Source organism: Streptomyces caelestis, from assembly GCF_014205255.1.
Classification (GTDB): Bacteria; Actinomycetota; Actinomycetes; order Streptomycetales; family Streptomycetaceae; genus Streptomyces; species Streptomyces caelestis.
Genome location: NZ_JACHNE010000001.1, coordinates 542,105 through 567,866, shown reverse-complemented (window position 1 = coordinate 567,866; position 25,762 = coordinate 542,105). Strand labels below are relative to the sequence as shown.

23 protein-coding genes are annotated in these 25,762 nt (G+C 72.2%); 13 read left to right on the top strand and 10 right to left on the bottom strand.

What is annotated here, in order from left to right:
• The first annotated feature begins 141 nt into the window (after positions 1 to 141).
• The 3 genes from HDA41_RS02490 (at position 142) to HDA41_RS02480 (ending at position 4,714) form a co-directional block, all read left to right on the top strand.
• Positions 142 to 3,324, top strand: a complete 3,183-nt coding sequence (locus tag HDA41_RS02490) for a cytochrome P450 (protein ID WP_184980214.1) — start codon at positions 142 to 144, stop codon at positions 3,322 to 3,324.
• Between the two features lie 30 nt (positions 3,325 to 3,354).
• Positions 3,355 to 4,374, top strand: a complete 1,020-nt coding sequence (locus tag HDA41_RS02485) for a phosphotransferase family protein (RefSeq protein ID WP_184980212.1) — start codon at positions 3,355 to 3,357, stop codon at positions 4,372 to 4,374.
• Between the two features lie 61 nt (positions 4,375 to 4,435).
• On the top strand, positions 4,436 to 4,714 hold the full coding sequence (locus HDA41_RS02480) for a hypothetical protein (RefSeq protein ID WP_184980210.1): 279 nt from the start codon (positions 4,436 to 4,438) through the stop codon (positions 4,712 to 4,714).
• A gap of 147 nt (positions 4,715 to 4,861) precedes the next feature.
• On the opposite strand, the gene HDA41_RS02475 is transcribed toward HDA41_RS02480, so the two are convergent.
• The 4 genes from HDA41_RS02475 to HDA41_RS02460 all read right to left on the bottom strand — a co-directional run bounded on the left by HDA41_RS02475 (position 4,862) and on the right by HDA41_RS02460 (position 9,664).
• Positions 4,862 to 5,890 (bottom strand): SDR family oxidoreductase, encoded by a 1,029-nt coding sequence (locus tag HDA41_RS02475; protein WP_184980208.1) that lies wholly within the window; start codon positions 5,888 to 5,890, stop codon positions 4,862 to 4,864.
• Positions 5,891 to 6,191: 301 nt separating this feature from the next.
• Positions 6,192 to 7,370, bottom strand: a complete 1,179-nt coding sequence (locus HDA41_RS02470) for an FUSC family protein (protein WP_184993077.1) — start codon at positions 7,368 to 7,370, stop codon at positions 6,192 to 6,194.
• A gap of 535 nt (positions 7,371 to 7,905) precedes the next feature.
• Positions 7,906 to 8,571, bottom strand: coding sequence for an HAD family hydrolase (locus tag HDA41_RS02465; RefSeq protein ID WP_184980206.1), 666 nt, complete (start codon positions 8,569 to 8,571; stop codon positions 7,906 to 7,908).
• A gap of 52 nt (positions 8,572 to 8,623) precedes the next feature.
• On the bottom strand, positions 8,624 to 9,664 hold the full coding sequence (locus HDA41_RS02460) for a PHP domain-containing protein (RefSeq protein WP_184980204.1): 1,041 nt from the start codon (positions 9,662 to 9,664) through the stop codon (positions 8,624 to 8,626).
• Positions 9,665 to 9,786: 122 nt separating this feature from the next.
• On the opposite strand from HDA41_RS02460, the gene HDA41_RS02455 reads away from it, so the two are divergent.
• Positions 9,787 to 10,596, top strand: coding sequence for an SDR family oxidoreductase (locus tag HDA41_RS02455; protein WP_184980202.1), 810 nt, complete (start codon positions 9,787 to 9,789; stop codon positions 10,594 to 10,596).
• Between the two features lie 76 nt (positions 10,597 to 10,672).
• Positions 10,673 to 10,909 (top strand): hypothetical protein, encoded by a 237-nt coding sequence (locus HDA41_RS02450; protein WP_184980200.1) that lies wholly within the window; start codon positions 10,673 to 10,675, stop codon positions 10,907 to 10,909.
• A gap of 33 nt (positions 10,910 to 10,942) precedes the next feature.
• Here HDA41_RS02450 and HDA41_RS02445 read toward each other — a convergent pair whose 3' ends face one another.
• From HDA41_RS02445 to HDA41_RS02430, 4 genes are all read right to left on the bottom strand, one after another.
• Positions 10,943 to 11,488, bottom strand: a complete 546-nt coding sequence (locus tag HDA41_RS02445) for a VanZ family protein (protein WP_184980198.1) — start codon at positions 11,486 to 11,488, stop codon at positions 10,943 to 10,945.
• Positions 11,489 to 11,596: 108 nt separating this feature from the next.
• Positions 11,597 to 12,259, bottom strand: coding sequence for a DUF4230 domain-containing protein (locus HDA41_RS02440; protein WP_184980196.1), 663 nt, complete (start codon positions 12,257 to 12,259; stop codon positions 11,597 to 11,599).
• 108 nt (positions 12,260 to 12,367) lie between these two features.
• Positions 12,368 to 12,748, bottom strand: a complete 381-nt coding sequence (locus tag HDA41_RS02435; protein ID WP_184980194.1) for an anti-sigma factor antagonist — start codon at positions 12,746 to 12,748, stop codon at positions 12,368 to 12,370.
• Positions 12,749 to 12,942: 194 nt separating this feature from the next.
• Positions 12,943 to 13,380: a MarR family winged helix-turn-helix transcriptional regulator gene (locus HDA41_RS02430; protein ID WP_184980192.1), complete on the bottom strand. Its 438-nt coding sequence runs from the start codon at positions 13,378 to 13,380 to the stop codon at positions 12,943 to 12,945.
• A 103-nt stretch (positions 13,381 to 13,483) separates the two neighbouring features.
• Between HDA41_RS02430 and HDA41_RS02425 the strand changes: the two genes are divergently transcribed.
• Both HDA41_RS02425 and HDA41_RS02420 read left to right on the top strand, forming a co-directional pair.
• Positions 13,484 to 14,938 (top strand): aldehyde dehydrogenase family protein, encoded by a 1,455-nt coding sequence (locus HDA41_RS02425; RefSeq protein WP_184980190.1) that lies wholly within the window; start codon positions 13,484 to 13,486, stop codon positions 14,936 to 14,938.
• Between the two features lie 24 nt (positions 14,939 to 14,962).
• On the top strand, positions 14,963 to 16,069 hold the full coding sequence (locus HDA41_RS02420; protein WP_184980188.1) for an NAD(P)-dependent alcohol dehydrogenase: 1,107 nt from the start codon (positions 14,963 to 14,965) through the stop codon (positions 16,067 to 16,069).
• A gap of 694 nt (positions 16,070 to 16,763) precedes the next feature.
• Here the strand turns inward: HDA41_RS02420 and HDA41_RS02415 are convergent.
• The gene (locus HDA41_RS02415) at positions 16,764 to 17,714 is read right to left on the bottom strand and encodes an NADP-dependent oxidoreductase (protein ID WP_184980186.1); all 951 of its coding nucleotides are present in this window, start codon (positions 17,712 to 17,714) and stop codon (positions 16,764 to 16,766) included.
• 71 nt (positions 17,715 to 17,785) lie between these two features.
• On the opposite strand from HDA41_RS02415, the gene HDA41_RS02410 reads away from it, so the two are divergent.
• The 6 genes from HDA41_RS02410 (at position 17,786) to HDA41_RS02385 (ending at position 23,322) form a co-directional block, all read left to right on the top strand.
• Complete coding sequence (locus tag HDA41_RS02410; protein WP_184980184.1) at positions 17,786 to 18,730, top strand: GlxA family transcriptional regulator; 945 nt, start codon at positions 17,786 to 17,788, stop codon at positions 18,728 to 18,730.
• Between the two features lie 250 nt (positions 18,731 to 18,980).
• On the top strand, positions 18,981 to 20,705 hold the full coding sequence (locus HDA41_RS02405) for an ATP-binding protein (protein WP_184980182.1): 1,725 nt from the start codon (positions 18,981 to 18,983) through the stop codon (positions 20,703 to 20,705).
• Positions 20,706 to 20,710: 5 nt separating this feature from the next.
• Positions 20,711 to 21,121 carry a roadblock/LC7 domain-containing protein gene (locus HDA41_RS02400; protein ID WP_184980180.1) on the top strand — a complete coding sequence of 137 codons (411 nt, stop codon included), beginning with the start codon at positions 20,711 to 20,713 and terminating at the stop codon, positions 21,119 to 21,121.
• The gene (locus HDA41_RS02395; RefSeq protein WP_184980178.1) at positions 21,118 to 21,489 is read left to right on the top strand and encodes a DUF742 domain-containing protein; all 372 of its coding nucleotides are present in this window, start codon (positions 21,118 to 21,120) and stop codon (positions 21,487 to 21,489) included. Before HDA41_RS02400 ends, HDA41_RS02395 begins: the two co-directional genes overlap by 4 nt.
• Positions 21,470 to 22,075 carry a GTP-binding protein gene (locus HDA41_RS02390; RefSeq protein ID WP_184980176.1) on the top strand — a complete coding sequence of 202 codons (606 nt, stop codon included), beginning with the start codon at positions 21,470 to 21,472 and terminating at the stop codon, positions 22,073 to 22,075. The genes HDA41_RS02395 and HDA41_RS02390 overlap by 20 nt, the downstream gene beginning before the upstream one ends.
• Positions 22,072 to 23,322, top strand: a complete 1,251-nt coding sequence (locus tag HDA41_RS02385; RefSeq protein WP_184980174.1) for a cytochrome P450 — start codon at positions 22,072 to 22,074, stop codon at positions 23,320 to 23,322. The genes HDA41_RS02390 and HDA41_RS02385 overlap by 4 nt, the downstream gene beginning before the upstream one ends.
• Positions 23,323 to 23,634: 312 nt before the next feature.
• Here HDA41_RS02385 and HDA41_RS02380 read toward each other — a convergent pair whose 3' ends face one another.
• Positions 23,635 to 25,248, bottom strand: coding sequence for a hypothetical protein (locus HDA41_RS02380; RefSeq protein WP_230299687.1), 1,614 nt, complete (start codon positions 25,246 to 25,248; stop codon positions 23,635 to 23,637).
• Positions 25,249 to 25,762: the final 514 nt, after the last annotated feature.

Genomic DNA, 25,762 nt, shown 5'->3' with positions numbered 1-25,762 from the left:
GCCACGCCGGGCCGCCCTCGCGCAAGGGCGACGCGTCTGTATGTACTACACAATCATGTAGGGCCGCGGCGCGGCCCGCCGGGTCCCGTGGATCACGCTGGATCGCAGTACTTCCGTACCGCGAAAGGCAGTTGTCGCGTCATGCGCCCCACCGCACAGACCTCCCGGCCCGCAGCCGACCTCCCCGGTGTCCCCGTCGCCGACATCTCCGGCACCGGCCCCGGCGACGCGCCCGTCCAGCAGGCCATGGACCTGATGCGCGAGCACGGGCCCGTGTTCGTGCGGCGGCTGTACGGGCGCGACACCCTGTTCGTGGGCGACCTGGACCTCGTGGCCGAGCTCGCGGACGAACAGCGGTTCGCCAAGCACATCGGGCCCGGTCTGGCGAACGTCCGCGAGTTCGCCGCCGACGGCCTGTTCACCGCGTACAACGACGAGCCCAACTGGGCCAAGGCGCACGACATCCTCATGCCCGCCTTCGCGCTCGGCTCGATGCGGACCTACCACCCCGTGATGCTGAAGGTGGCCCGCAGGCTCATCGACTCCTGGGACCGCGACGCCCGCGCCGGGCAGCCCGTCGACGTGCCCGGCGACATGACCCGCATGACGCTCGACACCATCGGACTGGCCGGGTTCGGCTACGACTTCGGCTCCTTCGAGCGGGCCGAGCCGCACCCCTTCGTCGAGGCGATGGTCCGCTGCCTGGAGTGGAGCATGACCCGCCTCGCGCGCGTCCCGGGCCGGGACTACCAGGCGCGGGACGCGGCCTTCCGCGACGACTCCGCCTATCTCGCCCAGGTCGTCGACGAGGTCATCGCCGCCCGCACCGGCACCGACCAGAGCCAGGCCGACGATCTCCTCGGCCTCATGCTCACCGCCGAGCACCCCGCCGACGGCAGTACCCTCGACGCCGCCAACATCCGCAACCAGGTCATCACCTTCCTCATCGCCGGCCACGAGACCACCTCCGGCGCCATGTCCTTCGCCCTGCACTTCCTCGCCAAGCACCCGACCGCGCTCCAGCTGGTGCAGCGCGAGGTCGACGAGCTGTGGGGCGACCAGGCCGACCCCGAGCCGGCGTACGACGAGATCGGCCGGCTCACCTACACCCGCCAGGTCCTCAACGAGGCCCTCCGGCTGTGGCCCACGGCCGCCGTCTTCGCCCGGGAGGCCCGCGAGGACACGCTGCTCGGCGGCCGCATCCCGCTGCGCGCCGGGCAGTCCGCGCTGGTGCTCACGCCGATGCTGCACCGCCAGCCCGTCTGGGGAGACAACCCCGAGCTGTTCGACCCCTCGCGCTTCACGGCCGAGGCGGAGGCGGAGCGCCCGGTGCACGCCTTCAAGCCGTTCGGCACCGGCGAGCGCGCCTGCATCGGACGGCAGTTCGCCCTGCACGAGGCGACCATGCTGCTGGCCATGCTCGTCCACCGCTACCGGCTGAGCGACCACGCCGACTACCGGCTCCACGTCAAGGAGACCCTCACCCTCAAGCCCGAGGGCTTCACCCTCACGCTCACCCCGCGCACGTCCGCCGACCGTGTCCACACGCCGCTGCCCGGCGCCGCCCCGGTCCAGGACTCCCGGTCGGCCGAACCACAGGGCCTCCCCGCCCGCGTCCGCCCCGGCACCGCCGCCCTCTTCCTGCACGGCAGCAACTACGGCACCTGCCGTGACTTCGCCGGCCGGCTCGCCGACGAGGCCGCCGCCCTCGGCTGTGAGACCCGGGTGGCACCCCTGGACGCCTACGCCGACGGCCTGCCCACCGACCGGCCCGTCGTCATCACGGCCGCCTCCTACAACGGCCGCCCCACCGACGACGCCACCGCCTTCACCGCCTGGCTGGAGGACACCCACGACCTGTCCGGCGTGACGTACGCCGTCCTCGGCGTCGGCGACCGCAACTGGGCCGCCACCTACCAGCACGTCCCCACCCGGATCGACGAGCGGCTCGCGGAGTCCGGCGCCACCCGGCTCCTCGACCGCGCCGCCGCCGACGCCTCCGGCGACCTCACCGGCGCTGTCCGGGAGTTCACGGCGGCCCTCCGCGTCGCCCTGCTGGAGCGCTACGGCGACCCGGACGCCACGACCCCGGACCCCGAGCCCACCACCGCCTACGAGGTCCGCGCCCTGACCGGCGGCCCGCTGGACGCCCTCGCCGAACGGCACGCCCTCGTCCCCATGCGGGTCACCGAGGCGTACGACCTCACCGCGCCGGGCTACGCGCGCCGCAAGCGGTTCGTCCGCGTCGCGCTGCCGGACGGCGTCACCTACCGCACGGCCGACCACCTCACCGTGCTGCCCGCCAACCACCCGGACCTCGTCACCCGCGCCGCCGCCGCGCTCGGCGTCGGCCTCGACACCGTCCTGGACATCCGCGCCACCCGCCCGCGCCGCGACTCAATCGCCGTCGACCGCCCCGTGACGGTACGGCAGCTGCTCACCCACCACGTGGAGTTGCAGGAGCGCCCGAGCGCCGGGCAACTGGCCGCGCTCGCCGCCGCCAACCCGTGCCCGCCGGAGCGCACGGCCCTGGCCGCCCTCACCGACGACCCGCGCACCCTCGTGGAGATCATCGAGGATCATCCGGCCCTGCGCGGCGCTCTGGACTGGCCGCAGCTCCTCGACCTCCTCACGCCGCTGCGCCCCCGCCACTACTCGATCTCGTCCTCGCCCACCGTCGACCCCGGCCACGTGGACCTGATGGTGTCGCTGCTGGAGGCACCGGCCCGCTCCGGCAAGGGCCTCTACCGGGGCACCGGCTCCGGCCACCTCACCACCGTCGAGCCCGGCGACACGGTGTACGCGCGCGTGCAGCCGTGCCGGGAGGCCTTCCGCATCGACGCCACCGGCGGATCCGCACCGGTCGTCATGATCGCGGCGGGCACCGGCCTCGCCCCGTTCCGCGGCGCCATCGCCGACCGTACGGCGGCCGTCGCGGCAGGCGCGGAACTCGCCCCGGCCGTCTGCTACTTCGGCTGCGACGCGCCCGACGCCGACTTCCTGCACGCCGGCGAACTGCGCGCCGCCGAGACCGCCGGAGCCGTCTCGCTCCGTCCCGCCTTCAGCCAGGCCCCCGAGGGCGAGGTGCGGTTCGTGCAGCACCGCATCGCCGCCGAGGCCGAGGAGGTCTGGGCCCTGCTGGCCGCGGGGGCGCGGGTGTACGTCTGCGGTGACGGTTCCCGGATGGCGCCCGGTGTGCGGGAGGCGTTCCGTACCCTGTACCGGAAGCACACGCCGGGCGCCGACGAGACGGCCGCCGAACAGTGGCTCGACGGGCTGGTCGCGGACGGGCGTTACGTCGAGGACGTCTACGCGGCCGGCTGACCGAAGGCGAAGGGGAGGGGTGGGCGCACGGTGGTGGACTCCTGGGAACGGGCCCGGCACATCCTGGAGGCAGCGGGCCTGGATCCCGGCCGCCTCGCCCATGTCGCCCCGCTGACCGGCGGCACGTACAACACCGTCGAGGAACTCCGCCTCACCGACGGCACCCGCTACGTGCTGAAGATCCCGCCCGCGGCGGCCACCCCCGGCCTCCGGCACGAGCGCCGGCTCCTCGTCTCGGAGGCCGAGTTCTACCGCTCGGCCGCCCGGACCGGAGTCCCCGTACCGCGGCTGGTGTCCATGGGCGACGACTTCCTGCTGATGACGGCCTGCCCGGGCGACTCCTGGGACGACGGCTCGCTCACCGACGCGGAACAGGCCGCACTGCGCGCGGAGCTGGGACGCCACACGGCCCGGCTGCACCGCGTGACGGGCCCCGGCTTCGGTTATCCCTCCGGCGCCCTCGGCCCGCTCGCCCCCGACTGGCGGACCGCGTTCACGACGATGTTCGACGCCGTCCTCGACGACGCCCGGCGCTACGGGGCGCGGCTGCCCCGCCCCGCCGACGCGGTGGCCCGTACCGCCCGGTCCGCGTACGGCGCCCTCGACGAGGTCACCGTCCCGTGCCTGGTGCACTTCGACCTGTGGCGGGGCAACATCCTGGTCGACCGGTCGGCCGGCGACGCCCGCATCGGCGGCCTCATCGACGGGGAGCGCATGTTCTGGGGCGATCCCCTGGCCGAGTTCGTCTCCCTGGCGCTGCTGGGCGACATCAAGCGGGACGAGGCGTTCCTGGCGGGCTACCGGGAGACCGGCGGCCGGGCCCTCTTCGACGTCCCGGCCCGCCTCAGACTGGCCCTCTACCGGGCCTACCTGTACCTGATCATGATCAGCGAGACGGTTCCGCGCCAGGTCGGCCAAGAACAGCAGCGCTGGGTGCACGGCGCCGTCGCTCCGGAACTGGTCGGGGCCCTGGACGAGATCGAGACACTCCTGGCAGGCCCCGCTCAGCCTCGATCGAGATCCGGTCTCTTCCGGTCGGCGCCGCGCTGAGGTTTCTCAGGTCACGGCGGAGGTACTCGCGTGGCGCCCGGACCAGTGAAGGGAGCACGCCGTGACCGACCACCGCCTCGAAGGACCCGGCGAGAACGGTGAGCCCGTACCGCGGGACATGCCGGACCAGCAGGCCGACGCCGGCGAGGACCCGTGGGAGGTCGCCCCGCGCTTCACGCGCACCGGCAAGGACCGGAAGGACGACGAGAACGAGGCCGAGGACGACGAGCCCGCCGGCGACCTCCCCGACACGGACGAAGCGGGGACGGGACGGCAGGGAGTACCGCGCTCGGGAACCGTCCACCCCGAGCATCCGGAGCCGGACGAGTCCTCCGCCTGAGCGCCGCTGAGCGCTCCGGCGGCGTGAGCGCCGATGGCCGCAGCCGACCGTGGGGGCCGGCTGCGGCCATCGGTCGTCTTGGCAGGCGTCTCGGTCTCGGTAAGGGTCGGGCGGCTCGTGCGGGTAAGGGTCGGGCGGCTCGTGCGGTCAGCCCACCTTGCGTCCCCGCAGCGGTTCCGTCCGTGCACCCCCGCCCTGCTGAAGGCCCTGGAGGAACTCCTCCAGCACCTCCGTCGCCGTACGCTCCGCACGCCAGCCGAGTTCCGCACGCGCACGCGTGCAGTCCATCAGGGGCAGCCTCAGCACCGCGTCGAACAGGTGCGGAGAGGCCGGCAGCAGGTGCAGGCCCCAGGCGGCGGCGATCGCCGAACGGGCCGCGGTGCGCGGCAGCCGTACCGGGCGCGCCCCCAGCATCTCGCCCAGCACCTGCGCGTCGACCGGCGGCTCGGCCGCCAGGTTGAAGGCGCCCCGGGCGTCGGAGTGCACGGCCAGCCGGTACGCGTTCGCCGCGTCGTCCGTGTGCAGCGCCTGCACCCGCAGCCCCGGGATGTCGGGCAGGAAGGGCAGCAGCTCCGGGCGGGCCAGCGGGCCGGGCAGGAAACGCCCGCCGAAGATCCGGCGCTGCTCGCTCGCGGACTCCCACTTGAAGAGGAACGCGGGCCGCATCCGCACCACCCGCGTGTCGGGGTGGTCGCGCTCGAACGTGTCCAGCGCGCGCTCCAGGTAGGCCTTCTCCCGGCAGTAGGCGGCGTCCGGCCAGCCGTGCGTCGGCCACGACTCGTCCACCGCCCGGTCCTTCGGGCCCGGTGAGTACGCGCCGACCGACGAGGCGTGCACCAGCGTCGGCACTCCCGCGGCGGCCACCGCCTCGAACACCCGCATGCCGCCGAGCACATTGGTGCGCCAGGTCGCCGCCGGGTCGTGCGTCGGCTGGAACGCCCAGGCCAGATGGACGACCGCGTCGGCGCCCCGGAAGTGCTCGGCCGGATCGGACTGCTCGGAGGCAAGGTCGACCGCCGACCAGTCCGTCTTCGGCGGCGACCAGTCGGGGAGCCGCCGGGCCAGGCCCAGCACGGAGGCGACCTCCGGATCCTCCGAGAGGAGGCGCACCACGCTGGTGCCCACGTTGCCGGTGGCGCCCGTGACGACGATCCTCTTGCCCGTTGCGCTGCTCACCATCCGCTCCTCTCGGCCGCGACCGTCCTCGGAGATGACCGGGTACCCGGGTCGCGCCGATTCCACTTGGGCAGAGGAAAGCCCCGGCCGGACGGGGGAATCACGGCCGGGGCGGCTCAAGAGGTGGGCACGGATGGCGGTCGCCTCTCGGCGAAAGGCTCCACAGGGCTTCAGCCGAACGATCGTCCCTGTGGGCGAATGGTGAGGCCCGGGGACACTGTCCCATCCGCACCCACGTGTTGTTCAACGGGGAACTACTTCTGGGTGTTCCGGGCTCGGGCCTCTGTCGCGGTGATGTGCGTCACCGCTCCCCGTGCGCGGGAAGGATCTCGGCCCACAGGTTCTCGGCCTGGAGCAGCAGTGTGCCGAGCACCGCCGTGTGCTCGGCCCCCAGCCCGGCGTGTTCCCGCAGCCTTTCCTGCAAGTACTGGTGCAGTTCCCGCATCCTCTCCTCCCTCTCGTCGCATCGGCGGGGGTCCACGCCGCCGTTGAGCAGGCGGTCGGCCTCCGTGTCGCAGGCGTCCCCGAGCAGGTCCAGCAGATCCGCGTACGAGCGGAGGGCCTCGCCCTTGGGCGGTGCGGGCGAACGGCTGTCGTCCACGGCCACCGAGAGGGCCCGTGTCAGGGCCATGACGTGTCCGGTGACGCGGCCGAGGCGTTCGTCCTCGTCCGGTGGCGGCAGGGGCATCTGCGGTACGCGCTGCAGGGCCCGCAGCGGGCCGTAGGTCAGGCGCAGGCTCTCCTGGCTCCAGCGGCGCGCCGAGCGCAACGCCTCCAGACAGTGCTCCAGCCGTGCCGAGGCGTTGAGCCAGCCGGCGGCGGTCTGCGCGTCCCAGTCGCCCTCGTGCAGGTCCGCGGCGACTGAGCGCAGAACCTCGCCCGACTCCCGGGCGAGTGCCGCCAGGTTCTCTCGAACGTCCCGCAGGTGGATCGGGGGGAAGACGAGCGCGTTGACGGCGACGCCGATGACGGCGCCGAGCGCCGCCTGCCCCACCCGGTGCCCCACGCCGGACATGCTCACGGTGCCCGAGGTGAGGGTGAACAGGGCCGTGGTCGCCGCGTAGATGCCCTGGTCGCCGAAGCGAGGCCAGTTCGAGAGCAGCATCAGCACCGGGACGGACAGGGCGAGCGCGCCCGTCGTGTCGCCGGTGAGGGCCAGCGTCGCCGAGGCCAGCACGGTGCCGACACAGATCGCACCGAACTGCCGCGCGCCCTGCACCAGCGAGCTGTAGACGGTGGCCTGCACCAGCACCAGTGCCACCCACGGCGCCATCAGCGCCAGCGGGTCGCCCATCCAGACGCCGCCCACCAGCCAGGCGATCACCGCCGCCGCGGCGGCCTTCAACGACTGGACGACCAGGTCCCGCTCCCGCCCGGGCCCCCGCCACGCGGCCCGCACGGCCTCCACGACCCTCCGTGCCTCCCGCCGCACGGCGTCCAGCGGCCGAGTGGCCCGGACCTCCTGTCCGAGACCATCCATCCGCTCACGCAGCGCGTCGGCGGCCACCCGGCTGTCCATCACCTTCCGGCCCCGGCCCGACGGCCTGCCGACCGCCCTGTCGCGCCCCGTCTCCCGGGTGGCCCGGCTGTCACTCGCCTTGTCGGTTTCCGTCTCCTGGGCTGGTCGGTCGTCCGTCGCCTCGGGAGGCCGTGTATCCGGGGTCGGCGGGGTGTCGGTCGCCCTGTCGGGTCCGGCCGCACCGGCTGCCTGGCTGTCAGTCGCCTCGTCGGGTGCCATCACTCCGCCTGCCAGGTCTCCCGGCGCCTCATCGGGCCGCGTCTCCGGGGCCGCCCGGCCGTCCGTCGCGTTGGGGCGTCGCGTCCCCCGGGCCGTCCGGCTGTCGGTTTCGTCGTCGGGTCGTGTCTCCCGGGTCGTTGGCCCGGCCGGGCGGGTGCTGTTCGCCGCCGCGGCTTCGTCTTTCCGGCGGCCGAAGATGCGAGCCACCCGTCGAACCGCACTCGTCACACGCGTCATGCGCTGCGAGTATCCGAGTGACCGGGGGTTTCACGCCGCATCATGCCAACGGACTGTCCCGAAGGGACGACAGAAGGTGCGCGGGGTCGGCGTAAATCGCGTCCGCGCCGGACTTTTCCAGGTCGGTGCGCGGGATGCCACCGCACAGGACGCCCACGCAGCGCACCCCGGCGCGGCTGCCCGCCCGCATGTCCCACACGGTGTCGCCGACGAAGACCGCCCGCTCCGCCGGCACCCCGGCCAGGTCCAGGGCGTGTTCGACGGGCTCGGGCGCGGGCTTGCCCTCGTCCACGTCGTCGGCGCCGGCCGTGGCGGTGATGGCGTCGTCCGCGTCGATCGCCCGGCGCAGCGCGCTCAGCTCGGCGCCGCCCGCCGAGGTGGCCAGCACCACGGCCCAGCCGTCCCGGTGCAGCCGCCGCAGCAGCGCCCCGGCCTCCGGCAGCGCGGGCAGCCGGTCGAAGTACTGCCCGTACAGCGCCTTGTGGGCGGCGCTGATCCCCGCGTCCTGGTCCGTGTCCCGGTCCTCGCCGAGCAGGTGCGCGACGAGGTCGGTGGAGGCCAGCCCCACGGCCCGGTGGACGGCGTGCATCGACACGTCGTGGCCCGCCTGCCGGAAGGCCTCCCACCACGTCACGACGTGCAGGTGGTTGGTGTCGACCAGCGTGCCGTCGACATCGAACACGGCTGCCCGTTCCGCCTGTGCCATGTGTGTGATCCCTTCCTCGCCGGCCTGCCCTACGGCCCGCCCGGGTACCACCTCAGCCGCTCGCCACGCCGGACGGCACCCGCCGATCACGGGTCCAGGCCAGCAGCTCGTCCAGGGACCACGTGGTCACCACCCGCTCCGGCGGCACCCCGCACTCCTCCGCCCGCGCACACCCGTTGATCTGCCAGTCCAGCTGCCCCGGCGCGTGCGCGTCGGTGTCGACGGAGAACAACACCCCAGCGTCCACGGCCCGGCGCAGCAGCCGCCGCGGCGGGTCGAGCCGCTCCGGCCGGCTGTTGATCTCCAGGGCCGTGCCCGTCTCCGCGCAGGCCGTGAACACCTCGTCCGCGTCGAACTCCGACTCGGGCCGCCCCCGCCCGGTCAGCAGCCGCCCCGTGCAGTGCCCGAGCACGTCCGAGTGCGGATCACGGACGGCGGCCACCATCCGGCGGGTCATCGACCGGGCGTCCATGCGCAGCTTGGAGTGCACCGACACCACCACGATGTCGAGCCGGTCCAGCAGCTCCGGCTCCTGGTCGAGCGAGCCGTCCTCGAGGATGTCGCACTCGATGCCGGTCAGCAGCCGGAACGGCGCCCAGGTCTCGTTCAGCTCCGCCACCACGTCCAGTTGCTCCCGCAGCCGCTCGGCCGACAGCCCGCGGGCCACGGTCAGGCGCGGCGAGTGGTCGGTCAGCGCCGCCCACTCGTGCCCCAGCGCCGCCGCTGCCCGGCCCATCTCCTCGATCGGGCTGCCGCCGTCCGACCAGTCGGAGTGCAGATGGCAGTCGCCGCGCAGCAGCGCCCGCAGCCGTTCACCGCCCCGTACGGCCGGCGGCTCCTTCGCCTCGCCCTCCAGTTTCCTCAGGTAGCCGGGCACCTCACCGGCCAGTGCCTCCCGCACCACCTGCGCGGTCTTCGGACCGACCCCCTTGAGCGACTCCAGCGACCCGGCGTCCGCCCGCCGGCGCACCTCGTCCTCGCCCAGCTCCTTCAGTACCCGGGACGCCGTACGGAAGGCGCGTACGCGGTACGTCGGCGCCAGGGACCGCTCCAGCAGAAAGGCGATCCGGTCCAGTGCCTCGACAGGATCCATCGCCACCTCCACCTCAAGGGTTCCCCAGCGCCCGGCGGGCCGCACGACGGGCGCGCGGTTTGCCCGGTCCGCACCCGGGTACTGCGATGCCTCGTCCCGAACGCTCGACCAGGAGGCCTGCCATGTCCGCCCCCACCGCGCCCCGCAGCAAGGCCGCCGTGATCACCGGCGCCGACTCCGGCATCGGCAGGGCCACCGCCGTACGGCTGGCCGAGGCGGGCATGGACGTCGGCATCACCTGGCACAGCGACCACAAGGGAGCGGAGGAGACGGCCGAGGAGGTCCGGGCGCACGGGCAGCGGGCCGAGGTCGCCCGGATGGACCTCACCCGGCTGCCCGATGCCGCCGACACCGTCGACGAGCTGTGCGAGCGCCTCGGCCGTATCGACGTGCTGGTCAACAACGCCGGCACCGGCACCATGACGCCCTTCCTCGACCTGGAGCTGTCCGATGTGCGCGAGGTCCTCGACGTCGATCTCGTCGGGCCGTTCCTGTGTGGGCAGAAGGCGGCCCGGCACATGATCCGGCAGGGCGACGGCGGGCGGATCGTCAACGTGACGTCCGTCCACGAGCACCAGCCGCGCGTGGGCGCCGCCCCGTACTGCGCCGCGAAGGGCGGTCTCGGCCTGCTCACCCAGGTCATGGCGCTCGAACTCGCGGAGTACCGCATTACTGTCAACGCCGTCGCACCCGGCGAGATCTCCACGCCCATGACCGGGCAGGAGGACACCGACCCGCACACCGAGAGCCGCCCGGGCGTGCCGCTGGGACGGCCCGGCGACGCCCGCGAGGTCGCCGCCGTCATCGCCTTCCTCGCCGGCTCGGACGCCTCGTACGTCACCGGCGCCTCCTGGAGCGTCGACGGCGGCATGCTCCGCATGGGCCCGCAGGCCGGCTCGCACCTGACGAGCGACGACTGGCGCCGCCCCTGAGCCGACCGGCCGGGCCGGTCGGCCCGGCCGGTGCCTGGACTCCGCACTACCGCCGGATGCGCTCTACGCTCGATGCATGACCGAAAGCGCGAGCCCGTACATATCCCACCCGCGGATCATGGTGCTCGGGGTGCAGCCGGGCACACCGCCGTTCCGGATCGTGGCGATCGACGGCCAGGTGGTCGGGGAGGCCAAGGCCGTCACCGACGTACTGACGGCCGCCGCCGCGTTCGGCATCACGGTCCACGACCTGGACGACCCGGACGTGGTCCGCTGGGTCGGCGGCGACAAGTTCACCTGGACCGTGCACTAGGGCCCTGACGGTGCACTGGGCCCTGACCGTGCACTAGGCCCTGCCGGACGCCGGCTTCTTCCCCGCCCTGCCGCCGCGGGGCCTGCGCGCATGCACCGCGCGGCTCAGCCGGCGGCCCAGGAGCAGGTAACCGATGAGCGCGCCCCCGGTGTTCAGGATGACGTCGTCGATGTCGAAGGCGCGGCCGGTGACCAGCGCCCCCTGGGCGAACTCCACCAGCAGCATCACCACGGCGGTCAGCAACAGTACGCGCAGGATGCCGCGGGTGCGCGGGGCGACGACGGGCACGAGGACGCCGAAGGGGATGCCCAGCAGGATGTTGCCGCCGATCTGCCGGACGGCGTCCCGCAGTTCCGGCTGGTCGAGATAGGCCTTCAGCGAGCGGCCCGGATGCAGATTGGTGTGGGTCAGCGCTTCCGACGCGGGCGAGGGCTGGAGCGTCAGCCGGGCCAGCACCACGGCGAAGGCCACCATGAACGTGAAGGCGCACAGCATCGCCAGCAGCCGGAGGGGCAGCGGCAGCGAGCGTCGCTCGCGGCCGGAGTCGGCCGTACGGACACGTGAGGCTGCACCGGCCATTCCGTCCTCCAGTCTTCAACTTCTCTGCGTGCTAAGGCGGCTACCCCCGGGCGTGCCGACGATGCGCCGCGAACCGGCCGAGGACCCGTCCCGAGGGGCACGACCTGGTCAGCTCCCGTACGAGACGCGTACCTCCTTGAAGCCCAGGGAACGCAGCAGGCCTTCGAGCATGCCGGTGGTGTTGCTCTCGGCTCGGGCGGTCAGCTCGCTCTCCTTCGCCGCGTCGCCGATGTGCCGTACCGCGAGTTTCTGCACGGCCTGTTCGCCGTTGGGGTTGTCCGAGAAGAGGTCGCCGAGGCGGTCGAAGAGACCGCGCTGCTTGGAGACGGCGTAGGAACGGTCGGGGTCGAGGGCCGGCTTCCCCAGCTGCGCGTGGGGCAGCCGGAGCGTGGCGGACGTGCGGTCGCCGTTGACCTGTACGTCGTCGTCGCCGACCTTGCCCAGGTCGACGTAGGCGTCGACGGTGCCCGCACCGACGTACAGGGTGCGGGTGCCGCGGATCGCGTCGGGGAGGAACTTGGCGTCCTTCTCCAGGTCCACGACGACCTGGAAATTGCCGGAGGCGGCGTCGTAACGGCTGAGGTCCTGGATGGACTTCAGCAGCGCGGGGCCGGACCGGTCCTGGGTCTCGGTGCCGAACAGGTCCTTCAGGCCCGGCACCACGCTGAGCCGGATCCCGGCGAAGAACACGACGAGCACCAGCACGAGCGCGCCCACCACCTTCGCCCAGCCGGGGACGCGCCTGGGGAGACGCTTGACGGGAGTCGTCATGCGACGGCCCTCCTTCCTACTGTCCTGATGCCCGCCAGGAGCCTTGCCAGACCGGCCGGTTGAGGAGGGAAGGACGTCGGCGGAAGCGCTGAAGGGCGCGCTCGGGCATCACACCGGGCCGGACGCCGCCTCCGGCTGTTCCAGGGCCGCGTCCAGCGTCGGCTGCGGGGGCAGCAGCCGGGACAGGCCGGTGATCCGCAGGACGCGCAGCGTCAGCGGGTGGGCGCAGACCAGGAGCAGCTGCCCGCCCCGGTCGAGCACCCGGCTCCTGGCCCGGTACAGCAGCCGCAGGCCCGAGCAGTCGAAGAACTCGATCCGGCTGAGGTCGATCACGATCCGGGCGGCGCGGCGGTTCGTCTCCCGGTCCAGGTGCGGGGCGATCTCCGTGGCCGCGGCGAGGTCGATCTCGCCACGCACCTCCAGCACCGTGTGCCCCCGTTCCCGACGGACGCGCAGATACCGGGTGAGCGGTGCAGGTTCCTGCCGCACGACGAGATCGCCTCCAGCCTGCTCCGTGCGTGGGGAGGGGCTGCGGTCCTCAAAACCGTTCCCCGCCCCGCAAGTTACCCTCCAACGAGTGAATTTGAGCATGTTCGATTGACATATGTCTCTGAATTGCGGCCGAGTTGGCCGAGGTTCGCGCGGGGGCGTGCGCGGGCGTGGTCCCCGGCGTGCGTCTGGTGCTACGACAGGGCGTGCCAGGCCTTGGTGAGGGCCCGGCGGAACTGCTCGGTCTGGTGCGCGGTGAGGTCGCGCACCATCCGCTCCTCCAGCTCCCGGACGGGCCCGGCGTGCCGTGCGAGCAGCTCCCGGCCGGCGTCGGTGAGCAGGATCAGCAGCTCCCGGCGGTTGCGGGGGTTGCGCTCCCGGCGCACCAGTCCGCGGCCCTCCAGGGAGCGGACGAGGTCGGCGATGGACTGCGCGGTGACGAAGGAGTCGCGGGCCAGCTGGGCCGCCGACAGTCCGTCGTGTCGCTCCAGCACGGTCAGCGCGGTGTACTGGAGAGCGGTGATCCCGGAGGGTCTGACCAGCTCGTCCAGATGGGAGCGCACGACGAGCTCCACCTGCTTGACCATGTAGAGCAGGGAAGGGGGTGCCTTGGGCACCTGTGCGTCGAGCATGGATGCAGGCTAGAGCATTGACAGGAAACCTGTCTGTAAAGAGACTGCGAACCAACAGGAATCCTGTTTGTTGAAATCTTGGCGACGACGCTGAGGAGCGGCGATGACCACCTTCGAGACGGAACCCGGACAGCTGTTCATCGGGGGACAGTGGCGCGAGGCCGCCGACGGGGCGCGCACCGAGGTGGTCGACCCGTCCCGGGGCACGGTCGTCACCACCGTCGCGGAGGCGGGCCCGGCCGACGTCGACGCGGCCGTACGGGCCGCCCGCGAGGCCTACGACGACGGCGTCTGGTCCGGTCTGAGCGGCCGCGAGCGGGGTCGGGTGCTGCACCGCGTCGCCCAGCTGATCCGCGAGAACGCCGACGAGATCGCCGCGCTGGAGAGTCTCGACGTCGGCAAGCCGATCACGCTGTGCGGCGCCGTCGACGTGACGAACGCGGCCAACGACTACGAGTACGTCGCGAACCTCGCGCAGAGCCAGGACGGCGCCCTGCGCGACACCCCCATGAACGCCCTCGCTTACACCAAGCGCGAGCCGCTCGGCGTGGTCGCCGCGATCACCCCGTTCAACTTCCCGCTGATCCTCGCCGGCAGCAAGCTCGGCCCCGCGCTGGCGGCCGGCAACACCGTCGTCCACAAGCCCGCCGACGAGACACCGCTGAGCGCCCTGTACATGGCCCGGCTCTTCCAGGAGGCGGGTGTGCCCGACGGCGTGGTCAACGTCGTGACCGGCAGCGGGCCGGTGGCCGGCGAGGCGCTGCTGCGCCACCGCGGTGTCGACAAGGTGGCCTTCACCGGCTCCACCGCGATCGGCCGGCACGTGGCGAGCGTCGCCGGCGAGGCCCTCAAGCCCGTCACCATGGAGCTCGGCGGGAACGCGGCCCACCTCGTCTTCGAGGACGCCGACCTGGAGAAGGCCGTGGGCGCGGTCATCAAGGGCTTTGTCTTCAACACCGGCCAGTTCTGCATGGGCGGACCGCGCCTGCTGGTGGCCCGCTCGGTGTACCCGACGCTGCTCGGCATCCTCGCCGAGGCCGTACCCGGGGTGCCGATCGGCGACCCGCGCGACCCGGCCACGGTCATCGGCCCGATGGCGGCCGAGAAGCACCTGAAGAAGGTCGAGGAGTACGTCGCCCTGGCCCGCAAGGAGGGCGCCCGGATCGTCTGCGGCGGCGAGCGGCTCGACCTGGACGGCGGCTACTACTACAAGCCGACCGTCGTCGCCGACCTGTCGAACGACTCCCGCGTGATCCAGGAGGAGATCTTCGGCCCGGTCCTCACCGTGCAGCCCTTCGACGACGAGGACGAGGCCGTCGCCCTCGCCAACTCCACCCCCTACGGCCTGGCCTCGGGCGTCCAGACCACCAACCTCGCCCGCGCGCACCGGGTCGCCGACCGGCTCCAGGCCGGCATCGTCTGGGTCAACGACTGGGCGATGCTCGACCCCGCGGTGCCCTTCGGCGGCGTGAAGGACTCCGGCTACGGCCGCGAGTACGGGCCCGAGGCCCTCGCCGGTTACACCAAGGTCAAGTCCGTCGTCGTCTCGCTCGACTGAGAACACCGCCAAGGAGCTCCCACGATGCCCACCACCACCCGTGCCGCGGTCGTCGAGTCCGGCGGCGCGCCCTTCACCCTCTCCGACGTCGTCCTCGACGAACCCGGCCCGCACGAGGCGCTGGTCCGCATGGTCGCCACCGGCCTGTGCCACACCGACCTCGGTGTGGCGAGCGGCGGACTGCCCTTCCCGCTGCCCGGGGTCCTCGGCCACGAGGGCGCGGGCGTCGTCGAGGCCGTCGGCTCCGCCGTCACCGGCGTCACGCCCGGCGACCACGTCCTGCTCTCCTTCACCTCCTGCGGCGACTGCCGCAACTGCCGCGGCGGGCACCCCGCGTACTGCGCGACGTGGCTGCCGCTGAACCTGCTCGGCGGCAGCCGGGCCGACGGCACGAACACCATCAGCCGCGAGGGTCAGGCCCTGGGCGGGCACTTCTTCGGCCAGTCCTCCTTCGCCGAGCGGGCGCTGGCCGACGAGCGCAGCCTCGTCAAGGTCGACCCGGACGTGCCGCTGGAGTCCATCGCCCCGCTGGGCTGCGGCGTGCAGACCGGTGTGGGGGCCGTCTGGAACGTCCTGAAGCCGGACACGGGCAGCACGGTCGTCGTCCTGGGCGCCGGGGCGGTCGGCCTGTCGGCCGTGATGGCGGCGGCCCTCACCCCGGCCACGCGGATCGTCGCCGTCGACCGGGTCGCCGAGCGCCTTTCCCTGGCGACGGAGCTGGGCGCCACGCACACCGTCGACACGAGCGGGACGGACCTCGCCTCGGACCTCGCCGAGATCACCGGCGGCCAGGGCGCGGACGGTGTGGTGGAGACCACGGGCAACGTCGGTGTCCTGCGCCAGGGCGTCGACGCGCTCGCCGCCCGCGGCACCCTGGTCGTGGTCGGTGCCCCGCCCTTCGGCACCGAGGTCGCCCTGGACGTCAACGGTCTGCTCGGCGGCAAGCGGATCGTCGGCCTCACCCTCGGCGACAGCGAGACCCAGACGATGATCCCCGCCCTGGTCCGCCTGGTGAAGGACGGAAGGCTCCCGCTGCACCGCCTGATCAGCACGTATCCCTTCGGGGACATCGACCGGGCGGTCCAGGACATGAAGTCGGGCAAGACGATCAAGCCGGTTCTGATGTTCTGACGCGGTCGGCCGCATTGGCCGGTTCCGCCTGAGAGCTCGGGGGTGCGGCGGACCGGCGTGTGCGGCTTCGCCGTGGCTTGTCGCGCAGTTCCCCGCGCCCCTTTGGGGCGTTGCAGCAGCCGCGGCGCACGCCCTCCGGGCGGACGACGGGGGTGTGCGAACACCCCGTGGGCCCCGCAGGCCGGCTGACCGGCGGGGCCGTGTGGCCGACGCCGTTCGCTCCGAGGAGGCCGAACGGGCAGAGCCGACCGGCCGGGCACCGTCGCCCGGCCCGCAGGACGTCGTTCGCCTCCACCGCCGCGGCCGTCCTGCCGAGCCTCACCAGCCAGTCTGCGCGGATCACCGGCCGACAGGCCCGGCACGGCACCAGGTATCCCGTGCGTGCGACCGGCCCAGAGGCCGCGTCCGGTCCTGCCGAGCCCGTGCCACCTCACCGGCCGTTCTGCGCGGACCACCGGCCGACAGGCCCGGCACGGCACCAGGTATCCCGTGCGTGCGACCGGCCCAGAGGCCGCGTCCGGTCCTGCCGAGCCCGTGCCACCTCACCGGCCGTTCTGCGCGGACCACCGGCCGACAGGCCCGGCACGGCACCAGCTATCCCGCGCGCGCCACCGGCCCAGAGGCCCGGCACGGCTGACCGTGAGCGGCCCAACGGCGCGCGCGGTCGGCCGGAACGGGCCGCCCGGCGTTCGGCTCAGTCGTTCACCAGCACCAGCTTCCCCGTCGTCCGGCCCGTGTCGCCCGAGGCGTGGGCCTCCGCGGCGGCTGCCAGGGGGAAGGTCCCGGCGATCGTGGCGCGGAGCCTGCCCGTTTCGGCGAGTTCCGCGATCGTCTCCATGCCGGCGCGCTCGGCGTCGACCAGCATCCGCACCGCCCGCACACCGAGCCGCTCGGCCTCCCGGTAGAAGTCGTCCGAACCCACCGGAAGGATCGACACCACGACCCCGCCCGGGCGCAGCACGCGCAGCGAGCGCAGGGCGTTGTCGCCGCCGATCGTGTCCAGGACGACGTCGACGTCCTTCACCGCCTCGGTGAAGTCCGTCTCCCGGTAGTCCACCGCCTCGTCCACGCCGATCTCGCGCAGGAACTCGTGCTTGCCCGCGCTCGCCGTGCCGATCACATGGGCGCCGCGCTCCTTGGCGATCTGCACCGCCACGTGCCCGACCCCGCCCGCCGCGGCGTGGATCAGCACCCGCTGCCCGGGCCGCAGGTCCGCGTGCTCGACCAGCGCCTGCCACGCGGTCAGCGACACCAGCGGGAGCGCGCCCGCCTGGACGTGGTCGATCCCGGCCGGCTTGCGCGCCAGGGCCCGCGCCGGAGCGATCACGTACTCGGCGTGCGAGCCGTGCCCGAACGGATACGGCAGCATGCCGAAGACCTCGTCACCGGGCGCGAACGCCGCGACGCCGATGCCGACCGCCTCCACCACCCCGGAGACGTCCCAGCCGAGGACGAAGGGCGGCTCGCCCAGGAAGCCCCCGGTCGCCCGGTGCTTCCAGTCGGTGGGGTTGACCCCGGCGGCCCGTACCCGGACCAGCACCTCGTTCGGCCGGGGTTCCGGGCGCTCGATTTCCACTTCCTTCAGGGCCTCCGGACCGCCGAGGACGTCCTGGCTGATGGCTCGCATCGTGTTCTGAGTGCTCATGGTGTCCCAGCGTGCCGTTCCGCGCCCGGCCCGCCAATGGCAGAATGGTCAATCTTCGATAAGATCGTGCCATGCGGCGTGAACGAGTGGTGGTCCTGGCCCTGGACGGGGTGTACCCCTTCGAACTGGGCATCCCCAGCCGGATCCTCGGCGCGGCCGACGGCCGGTACGAGGTCCTCACCTGTTCGGTCGACGGCGGGCCGGTGCGCACCGACGCGGACTTCGGCGTCACCGTGGAACACGGCCCGGAAGCCCTCGCCACGGCCGACACCGTGGTGATCGCGCCCGTCGCGCCGGACCGTCTGAGCGACGAGGTACCCGACAAGGTCCTGGCCGCGCTCGCCCTCATCCGCCCCGGGACGCGCATCGTCTCCATCTGCACCGGCGCCTTCGTCCTCGCCGCCGCCGGGCTCCTCGACGGGCGCAGGGCGACCACCCACTGGCAGGTCGCCGACCGCTTCCGGCGCATGTTCCCGCACGTCGACCTCGACCCGGACGTGCTGTTCGTCGACGACCACCCCTTCCTCACCTCCGCCGGAGCCGCCTCCGGCGTGGACATCTGCCTGCACCTGGTCCGCAAGGACCACGGCAGCCGGCTGGCCAACGCCGTCGCCCGCCGCTGCGTGGTCCCGCCGTTCCGGGACGGCGGGCAGGCCCAGTACATCGAACAGCCCGTCCCCGAACAGGGCGCCGCGAGCACCGCGGCCACCCGCTCCTGGGTCCTGGAACGCCTCGGCGAACCGCTCACCCTGGCCGATCTCGCCGGCCACGCCCGGATGAGCCTGCGCACCTTCGCCCGCCGCTTCCACGACGAGGTGGGCGTCAGCCCCGGCCGCTGGCTGATCCAGCAGCGCGTGGCCCGGGCCCGGTATCTGCTGGAGTCCAGCGACCTCACGGTGGACCAGATCGCAGGCCGGGTCGGCTTCGCGACCGGCGCCTCCCTGCGCCAGCACCTGAACGCGGCGATCGGCGTGACCCCGCAGGCCTACCGCCGCACGTTCCAGACCACCCGCTGACCTGGGCACGGCCCCTGCGTCCGCCCAACTGGACCGGCGGCAAAGCCATTTGCCGACTTGTTGCTTTCTGTCGGAGAGTGACTGGAACCCTCACGTCCGGCGGGGATGAGGTTGATCCTCTCGGCTTCAAACCCGATAAGGTTCCCATCGGCGCTGCGAGTTGAGGCGATCGCGTCCGGTCGACTCGCGGTGCGTACTCATGAGTGCGGTCCACCCCCCCTGTTCGATCGTGTTGCTTCTAAGGATGCAGATGGAACTCGCCACTCCGCCGCCGGCGGCGCGGGCCCCTGTCGCCTGGTACAGCTGGTGGTTGATGCCGCTGGGCTTGGGAGGCGGGACGGTTGCCGCCACGTTCATGAGTTCGGAGCGAATGACCGCGGCCGTCGCCGGTGTCGCGGCGACGGCGGCCGGTGCCGTGTGCGTACGCCTGCTGCTGCGCACCCGAGCCCAACTGAGCCGGGCGGAGGGCTCCTTCCGCACCACGCAGGCCGAGCACAACCTGCAGTGGCAGCAGCACGTGGCGGGCCTGGAACGGAAGTTCTCCGCCGAGCGCGCCACCCTGGAGTCCCAGCTCACCGAGCAGAACGCGGCCTACGAGCGGCGCCTCGCCGACCAGAGCGCCACGTACGAGTCGCAGCTCGCCGACCAGTCCCGGGCGTACGAGGAACGGCTGACCGAGCAGGCAAGGTCCTACGAGGCCCAGCTCGCCGACCAGGCCGAGGTCTGGCAGGAGCAGCTCTCCCACCAGCTCGCCGCGGTCTCCCGGCTCGCCGACGAGCAGCTGCCCGACGCGATGGAGAAGCTGCGTTCCGGCGAGGCCATCGACGACGTCCTGCCGACCGTCACCCAGTGCGCGAAGGTCAGCGCCGATCTCCAGGCCGAACTGCGCAAGCTGCTGCGCACGGCCCTGATCGGCCTGGAGGCGGAATTCGACCGCTCCACCTCCGCCGAGCAGGCCGTGATCAGCATCGGCAACCGCATCCACGTCCTGACCAGCAAGCTCCGCGGCCGGCTGCACGAGATGCAGGGCGAGCACGGCAGGCTCCCGGCCGTCGCCCGCGGTCTGATGGAGCTCGACCAGGAACTCGGCCCCGCCGACTCGCTCGCCGCGAGCATCGGTGTGCTCGGTGGCTCGGACCGGCCCGGCCGGCAGTGGCAGGAACCGCAGCGGCTGCTGAGCGTGGTGCGCGGCGGCATCGGCCGGATCAAGGACTTCCACCGCGTCCAGGTGCGCCAGCTGCCCGAACTCGGCGTCGACGGTGGTCTGGTGGACCACCTCACGCTGATCTTCGCCCACCTCCTGGACAACGCGGCCCGCTACTCGCCGCCCACCGAGCCGGTGCTCATCTCCGGCAAGGAGGTCCCCAACGGCGTCGGAATCGAGATCCAGGACTCCGGCAAGGGCCTGAGCGAGGAGAAGAAGCGCGAGGCCGAGCACGCCCTCGCCGGCACCGCGCCCGGCGCCGGCCTCGGCGGCATCACCGAGGACGCGAGCATCGGTCTGCGCGTCGTCGGAGCCCTCGCCCGCCGCTACGGCATCCGGGTCACCTTCGCGGACTCGCCGTGGCTCGGCACCTCCGTGGTGGTCGTGGTTCCGCACAAGTACTTCAGCCCGCTGCCCGCGGGCGCGACCACCCAGGCCGCGCCCGCCCCGGACGTGCGTACCGCCGCGGCCGCCCCGGCCCGCGAGACGGTCACCGCGCCGGCACCGGCCGCGCGGCCGGAAAGCGTGGAGACCACCCCCGGCGGACTGCCGCGCCGCCGCAGCAAGCGGAGCGAGACGGACGGGCCCCGGCAGGCCGAGCGGACCGACCGGAGCACGGTCTCCGCCGTACCGCCGGACGCCTCGTTCTCCGGTCTCGCGGCTTTCGCCACCGCAGGACGCGACGCCGCAGAGGCCTCCCAGGCGGCCGACGACCGCGACATCCCCGCCGGACGCGAGTCCACAGAGCACCGCATCGAAGAGAGCGACTAGTCCTCATGACGCAGCAAGGAACAGATGTGAGCTGGGCGCTCCGCGATCTCGTCGAGAGCATCCAGGAGATCCGCTTCGCCCTGGTGGCCTCCAGCGACGGCAAGGCCATCACCTCCTACGGCGCCGAAGACCCCGACGACGTCGACCGCTTCGCCGCGGTGGTGGCCGGCCTCCAGGCGCTGGCCCAGCCGGTCGCCGAGCAGTTCCCCAAGTTCGCCGGGCAGCTGCGCCTGGCGATGATCGAGGTCGACGGCGGGCACCTGTTCGTCGTCCGCGCCGGTGTGGAGACGTACCTCGGTGTCCTCGCCAGGGAAGGCCTCGACCAGGGCCTGCTCGGACACCAGATGAGGGACCTGGCCCGCAGGATGGGTGAGCTCCTCGGCACCACTCCGCGCCTGGAGGAGCACTCTGGATGAGTGCTCCCCGCAGGCCGTCCGACCCGTCCGGTCTCGAGCGCTACTACGTCCTCACCGGAGGGCGCAGCGGACCGGGCGATTCGGCGTCGAGCCTCGACGTGGCGACCCTCGTCGTCGCCCGCGCCGCCCCGTTACCGGGCATGCAGCACGAGCACGAGGAGATCCTCCGCCGCTGCCGCGATCCGCTGTCGGTCGCCGAACTCGGCGCCCACCTCGGACTGCCCTTCAACATTCTCGCCGTGCTGCTGTCGGACCTGCTGGACGCAGGTCGCGTCGAAGCCCGTAATCCCATCCCGGCACACGACGCCGGCCGCGGGCCCGACCTCGCGCTCCTTGAGGAGGTACTCAGTGGACTTGAAAGGCTTTGACCAACCCGGAGGGCGGGCTGCCGGGGACACCCGCTCGGTGAAGGTGATGATCGCCGGCGGGTTCGGCACCGGGAAGACCACCATGGTCCGGTCGGTCAGCGACATCAAGCCGCTCACCACCGAGGAGACCCTCACCGAGGCCAGCGCCGACGTCGACGATCTCATCGGTGTCGCCGACAAGACGCAGACCACCGTCAGCCTGGACTTCGGCAAGATCGGCATCAACGAGAGCCTGGTGCTCTACCTGTTCGGTACACCGGGCCAGGAGCGGTTCTGGTTCCTGTGGAACGGACTGTTCAAGGGGGCGCTCGGCGCGATCGTCCTGGTGGACACGCGCCGCCTCGAATCCAGTTTCCGGGCGATCGAGGAGATGGAGCGGCAGGACGTCCCGTTCGTCGTCGCGCTGAACGTCTTCCCCGACTCCCGGAACTACCCGGTGGCGGAGATCCGGGACGCCCTGGACATCCCCGAGAACACCCCGGTCGTGGCCTTCGACGCCCGCGACCGGGCCTCCAGCCGTGACGTCCTCGTCGCCCTGATCCACCATCTGAAGGAACGCTCGGCCGTGGCCCTGGAGCCCCGATGAACGACTCGACCGATTCTGGACTCCAGTCCGTGCGGGGCTGCCCCGTCGCCCACCACGGGGCCGACCTGACCAGGCTGTACGGCCCGGACGCCGCGACCGACCCGGTGGGCATCTACGAGCGGCTGCGCAAGGAGCACGGCTCGGTCGCGCCGGTTCTGCTCGAAGGCGACGTGCCCGCTTGGCTGGTCCTCGGCTACCGCGACAACCGGCGGGTGCTGAACAACCCCCGCCAGTTCAGCCGGGACGCGCGGATCTGGCGGGACTGGCGGGAGGGCCGGATCGAGGAGACCTCGCCGATCATGCCGATGGTCGGCTGGCGCCCCGACTGTGTGTCCCAGGACGGCGAACCGCACCGCAGGCTGCGCGGCGCCGTCACCGACGGGTTGCAGGCGGCGGCCGCCCGGGGTATCCGGCGGCACGTCACGTACTTCGCGAACAAGCAGATCGACGCGTTCGCCGACGCCGGGCGCGCCGACCTCGTGGCCGACTACGCCGAGCAACTGCCGATGCTCGTGCTCACCAGGATGCTGGGCCTTCCCACGGCGGACGGTCTACGCCTGATCGAGTCGTGCGCCGAGGTCCTCAAGGGCGGTGAGGGTGCCCTCGAGCACAACGACCGGATCATGCAAATCCTCGCGGAACTCGCCGAGCGCAAGCGGGCCGAGCCGGGCTCCGACTTCGCCACGGCCCTGCTGGAGCACCCGGCCGGCCTCGACCACGACGAGGTCGTCAGCCATCTGCGCCTGGTGCTGATCGCCGCGCACACCACCACCAGCAACCTGCTGGCCCGGGTCCTGCAACGGGTCCTCACCGACGCCGCCCGGCTGTCCGGTCTGGTCAGCGGGGAGCTGAACATCTCCTCAGTGGTGGAAGAGGTCATGTGGGACACCCCGCCGCTGTCCGTGCTGCCGGGCCGGTTCGCAACCGCCGACCTGGAGCTCGGAGGCCATCACGTCCAGGAGGGAGAACTGCTCATCCTGGGCCTGGCCGCCGGCAACCTCGACCCGGAGGTACGGCCCGACTCGGCCGTCGCCGTGCAGGGCAACCAGTCGCACCTGGCGTTCAGCTCCGGACCGCACGAGTGCCCGGGGCAGAACATCGGCCAGTCCATCATCGAGATCGGCGTGGACGTCCTGCTGCACCGGCTGCCGGACCTGCGCCTGGCTGTACCGCCGGAAGAACTCAGCTCGACCGCCTCCACGTGGGAGTCCCGGCTGGACAGCCTGCCGGTCGAGTTCGCCGTCTAGGCCACGCCGGCAGACCGTTGCCCGGCCGGCTTCCGGCCGGGCAACGCCGTGCGTGGGTGCAGGCGGTGGCTCACACGCCCGGCAGGTCCTCAACCGAGCTGCGTCCGGGGAGTTCGGCCGTGGCCACGGGGCACTCCTCGGTGGCGGCGTAGCGGCCGGTGGTCCGCTCGGCCTCGGCCTGGACGGCGCGGTGGCGGCCGTCGCCGCGCTGCCGACGGCCACGCGGGCGTTGCGGTGCCGCGGCGCTGTCCTCTTCATCGCCCTTCAGCAGGGGCCGTTCGGGGCGCGGCCCCAGCCTTCAGGGTTGAGGCGTCAGCCGTCGAGCCAGTCGCCTGCGACGCCCGTGGGACGGTATCCCGTGGCGTTCCAGAGGAAATGCGGGTGGGCACAGCCGAACATGTAGGCGAGCAGTGCGGTGTCTTCCCTCCCGGTCTGAGGGTCGTGCAGGGTGTGGAACCTCTCGGATCCGACTACGCCGGCGTCTTGTTGGACATGACGGGCGCGGTCCGGCGAGGGTGCGGCGCTGGATGCCTCCACGGCGGCGATGTAGGTGCGGCGCAAGATCTCCCATGTGCTGTCCGTGTTGCCGTACCAGGGGCCGTGCAGTGCTTCGAAGGCATGGAGCTCGGCGTCGAAGAGGTGCCATGTCCGGGGGTATTGGGCTCGACAGCGTGCGGACAGCTCGGCGGTCCGGGTGCTCAGTGCTGGTGCGGTGGGCCGCGGGGCGATGGTGAGGGTGGTGCCGTGGGTGAGGATGCCGGTGCACGGGTTGGGCTGCAGGTCGCACAGCGGGCACTCCTCGGCCGGGGGGAGGCCCTGGGTGATGCCGTCGAACCACAGGGCGTGGCGGCCCGTGAGCCCCATCCAGACGATGGTGGTGGTCATCAGCCAGGTGTTCCACATCGGGCTGTGGGCCTCGGGCATGCAGCCGTACTTGACGAGGGCTATCGCGCAGGCAGCGTAGAGCGCCTTGGTGTGGACGGGCATGTCGGCGAGCCAGAAGTTGCTGATCTCGCCGGTGAGGGCGTCGGCTCGTACATCGGCCATGTCGTCGATGACGCGGCACAGCAGCAGGGAGGCGAGGTTCTCTTCCTGCCAGAGTTCGGTGTCGGGGGCGACGTGCCAGAACAGGCAGTCCAGCATCTGCAGGGCTGAGTAGGTGCCCTGGTTGAGGGGGTTGGTCTGGGGGAGCATGACGCTGCCCGCGTCGTGCTGTTGCAGCCAGTACTCGTCGACGGATCGCTTGTGGGCTGCGAAGAGTCCGGAGACCAGGGCCCGTGCGCTGTTGGTGCTGAAATTCTCGGCCAGGCGGCCTTCGGCGTGTTGGGTGAGGCGCGTTGTGTCGATGGTGTCGATCACGCGTTTGTATTCGTGGAAGACGAGGATGTCGTCCTCGAAGCGGTGGCGGTGGCCGAGGTCTCGTTCGAGGTCGTTCATCTGCCGGGTCCAGGACCATCCACCGGTCAGGACGCTGTCGAGTTCCCGGCGGTATGGCCAGGTCTTGACGGTGAGGGGACGACCGGCGCTCTGCCGCCAACGGTAGTCGTCCAGCGTGCGTGCGGGGGGCGTGGGCAGCCGACGGCACAGAGGGCAGGCGCAGACGCTTGTCTGCTCCTCCTCGCGCGGCGGGGTGAGCGCCCGGCTCCTCCAGGCCCCTTCCAGCATCGTGCAGCTCAGTCTGCAGACCTCGATGTCGGTGCTGACTTGGGGGAAGGCTGCTTCGATCATGCGCAGGCTGGTGTCGAGGTGCCTCAACCTGGCGTAGCCCTCCTCGTCGGGCGGGAGGAACGCGGGCCGCGCCAGATGGAGGGCTCCCTCCACATGCAGCGTGGTGCTGGAGTGGGGGGAGCCGAATGCGTTCAGCCGCTGCTGAGCGGCGTTCTGGGACCTTCGGTACTGCTCCGTGCTCCCATTGATGTGTTTCACCAAGAGGCGGGCCAGGGTGTCCCCTGCCTCCGTGGGGTGGAGCTGGGCGCTTGGCTGCGCCGGGAGCGAGCTGTCGGCGGACTTCGGAACAGCACCTGCGACTCGAGATTTCACACCGGTCTCCCAATGAGCTGTGGTCCTGGCAACGGAATCGATCGACCGTGGTCGTTGACCGGCCGTGTCCGGGAATCTTCTGTACTGTCCGCGACGGCCTCGCCGGACAGCCGGACTCACGCTTCCGGCTTTGGCTCCTGCTACGAACGACCGCGAGGGGCACGACTGCTGCGATGACGGCACTCCTGCTGCAAGGCGAGCACCTGCCTCGCCGCCTCAGCTGTGTCGATCAGGAAGCACTCGCGGCCCGTCAGGCGTAGCGCGACCCCTGGATCCGAGGTGCGCTGCTTCGCCCGAGGCGTGTGGGTAGCTGACCGGGGTGTCGAAGGGCAGGTCGAACCGGACGTCCTGAGGCATGCGTTTCCTTTCGGGAGACGGAACGCAGAGTCCCCTCACCCCT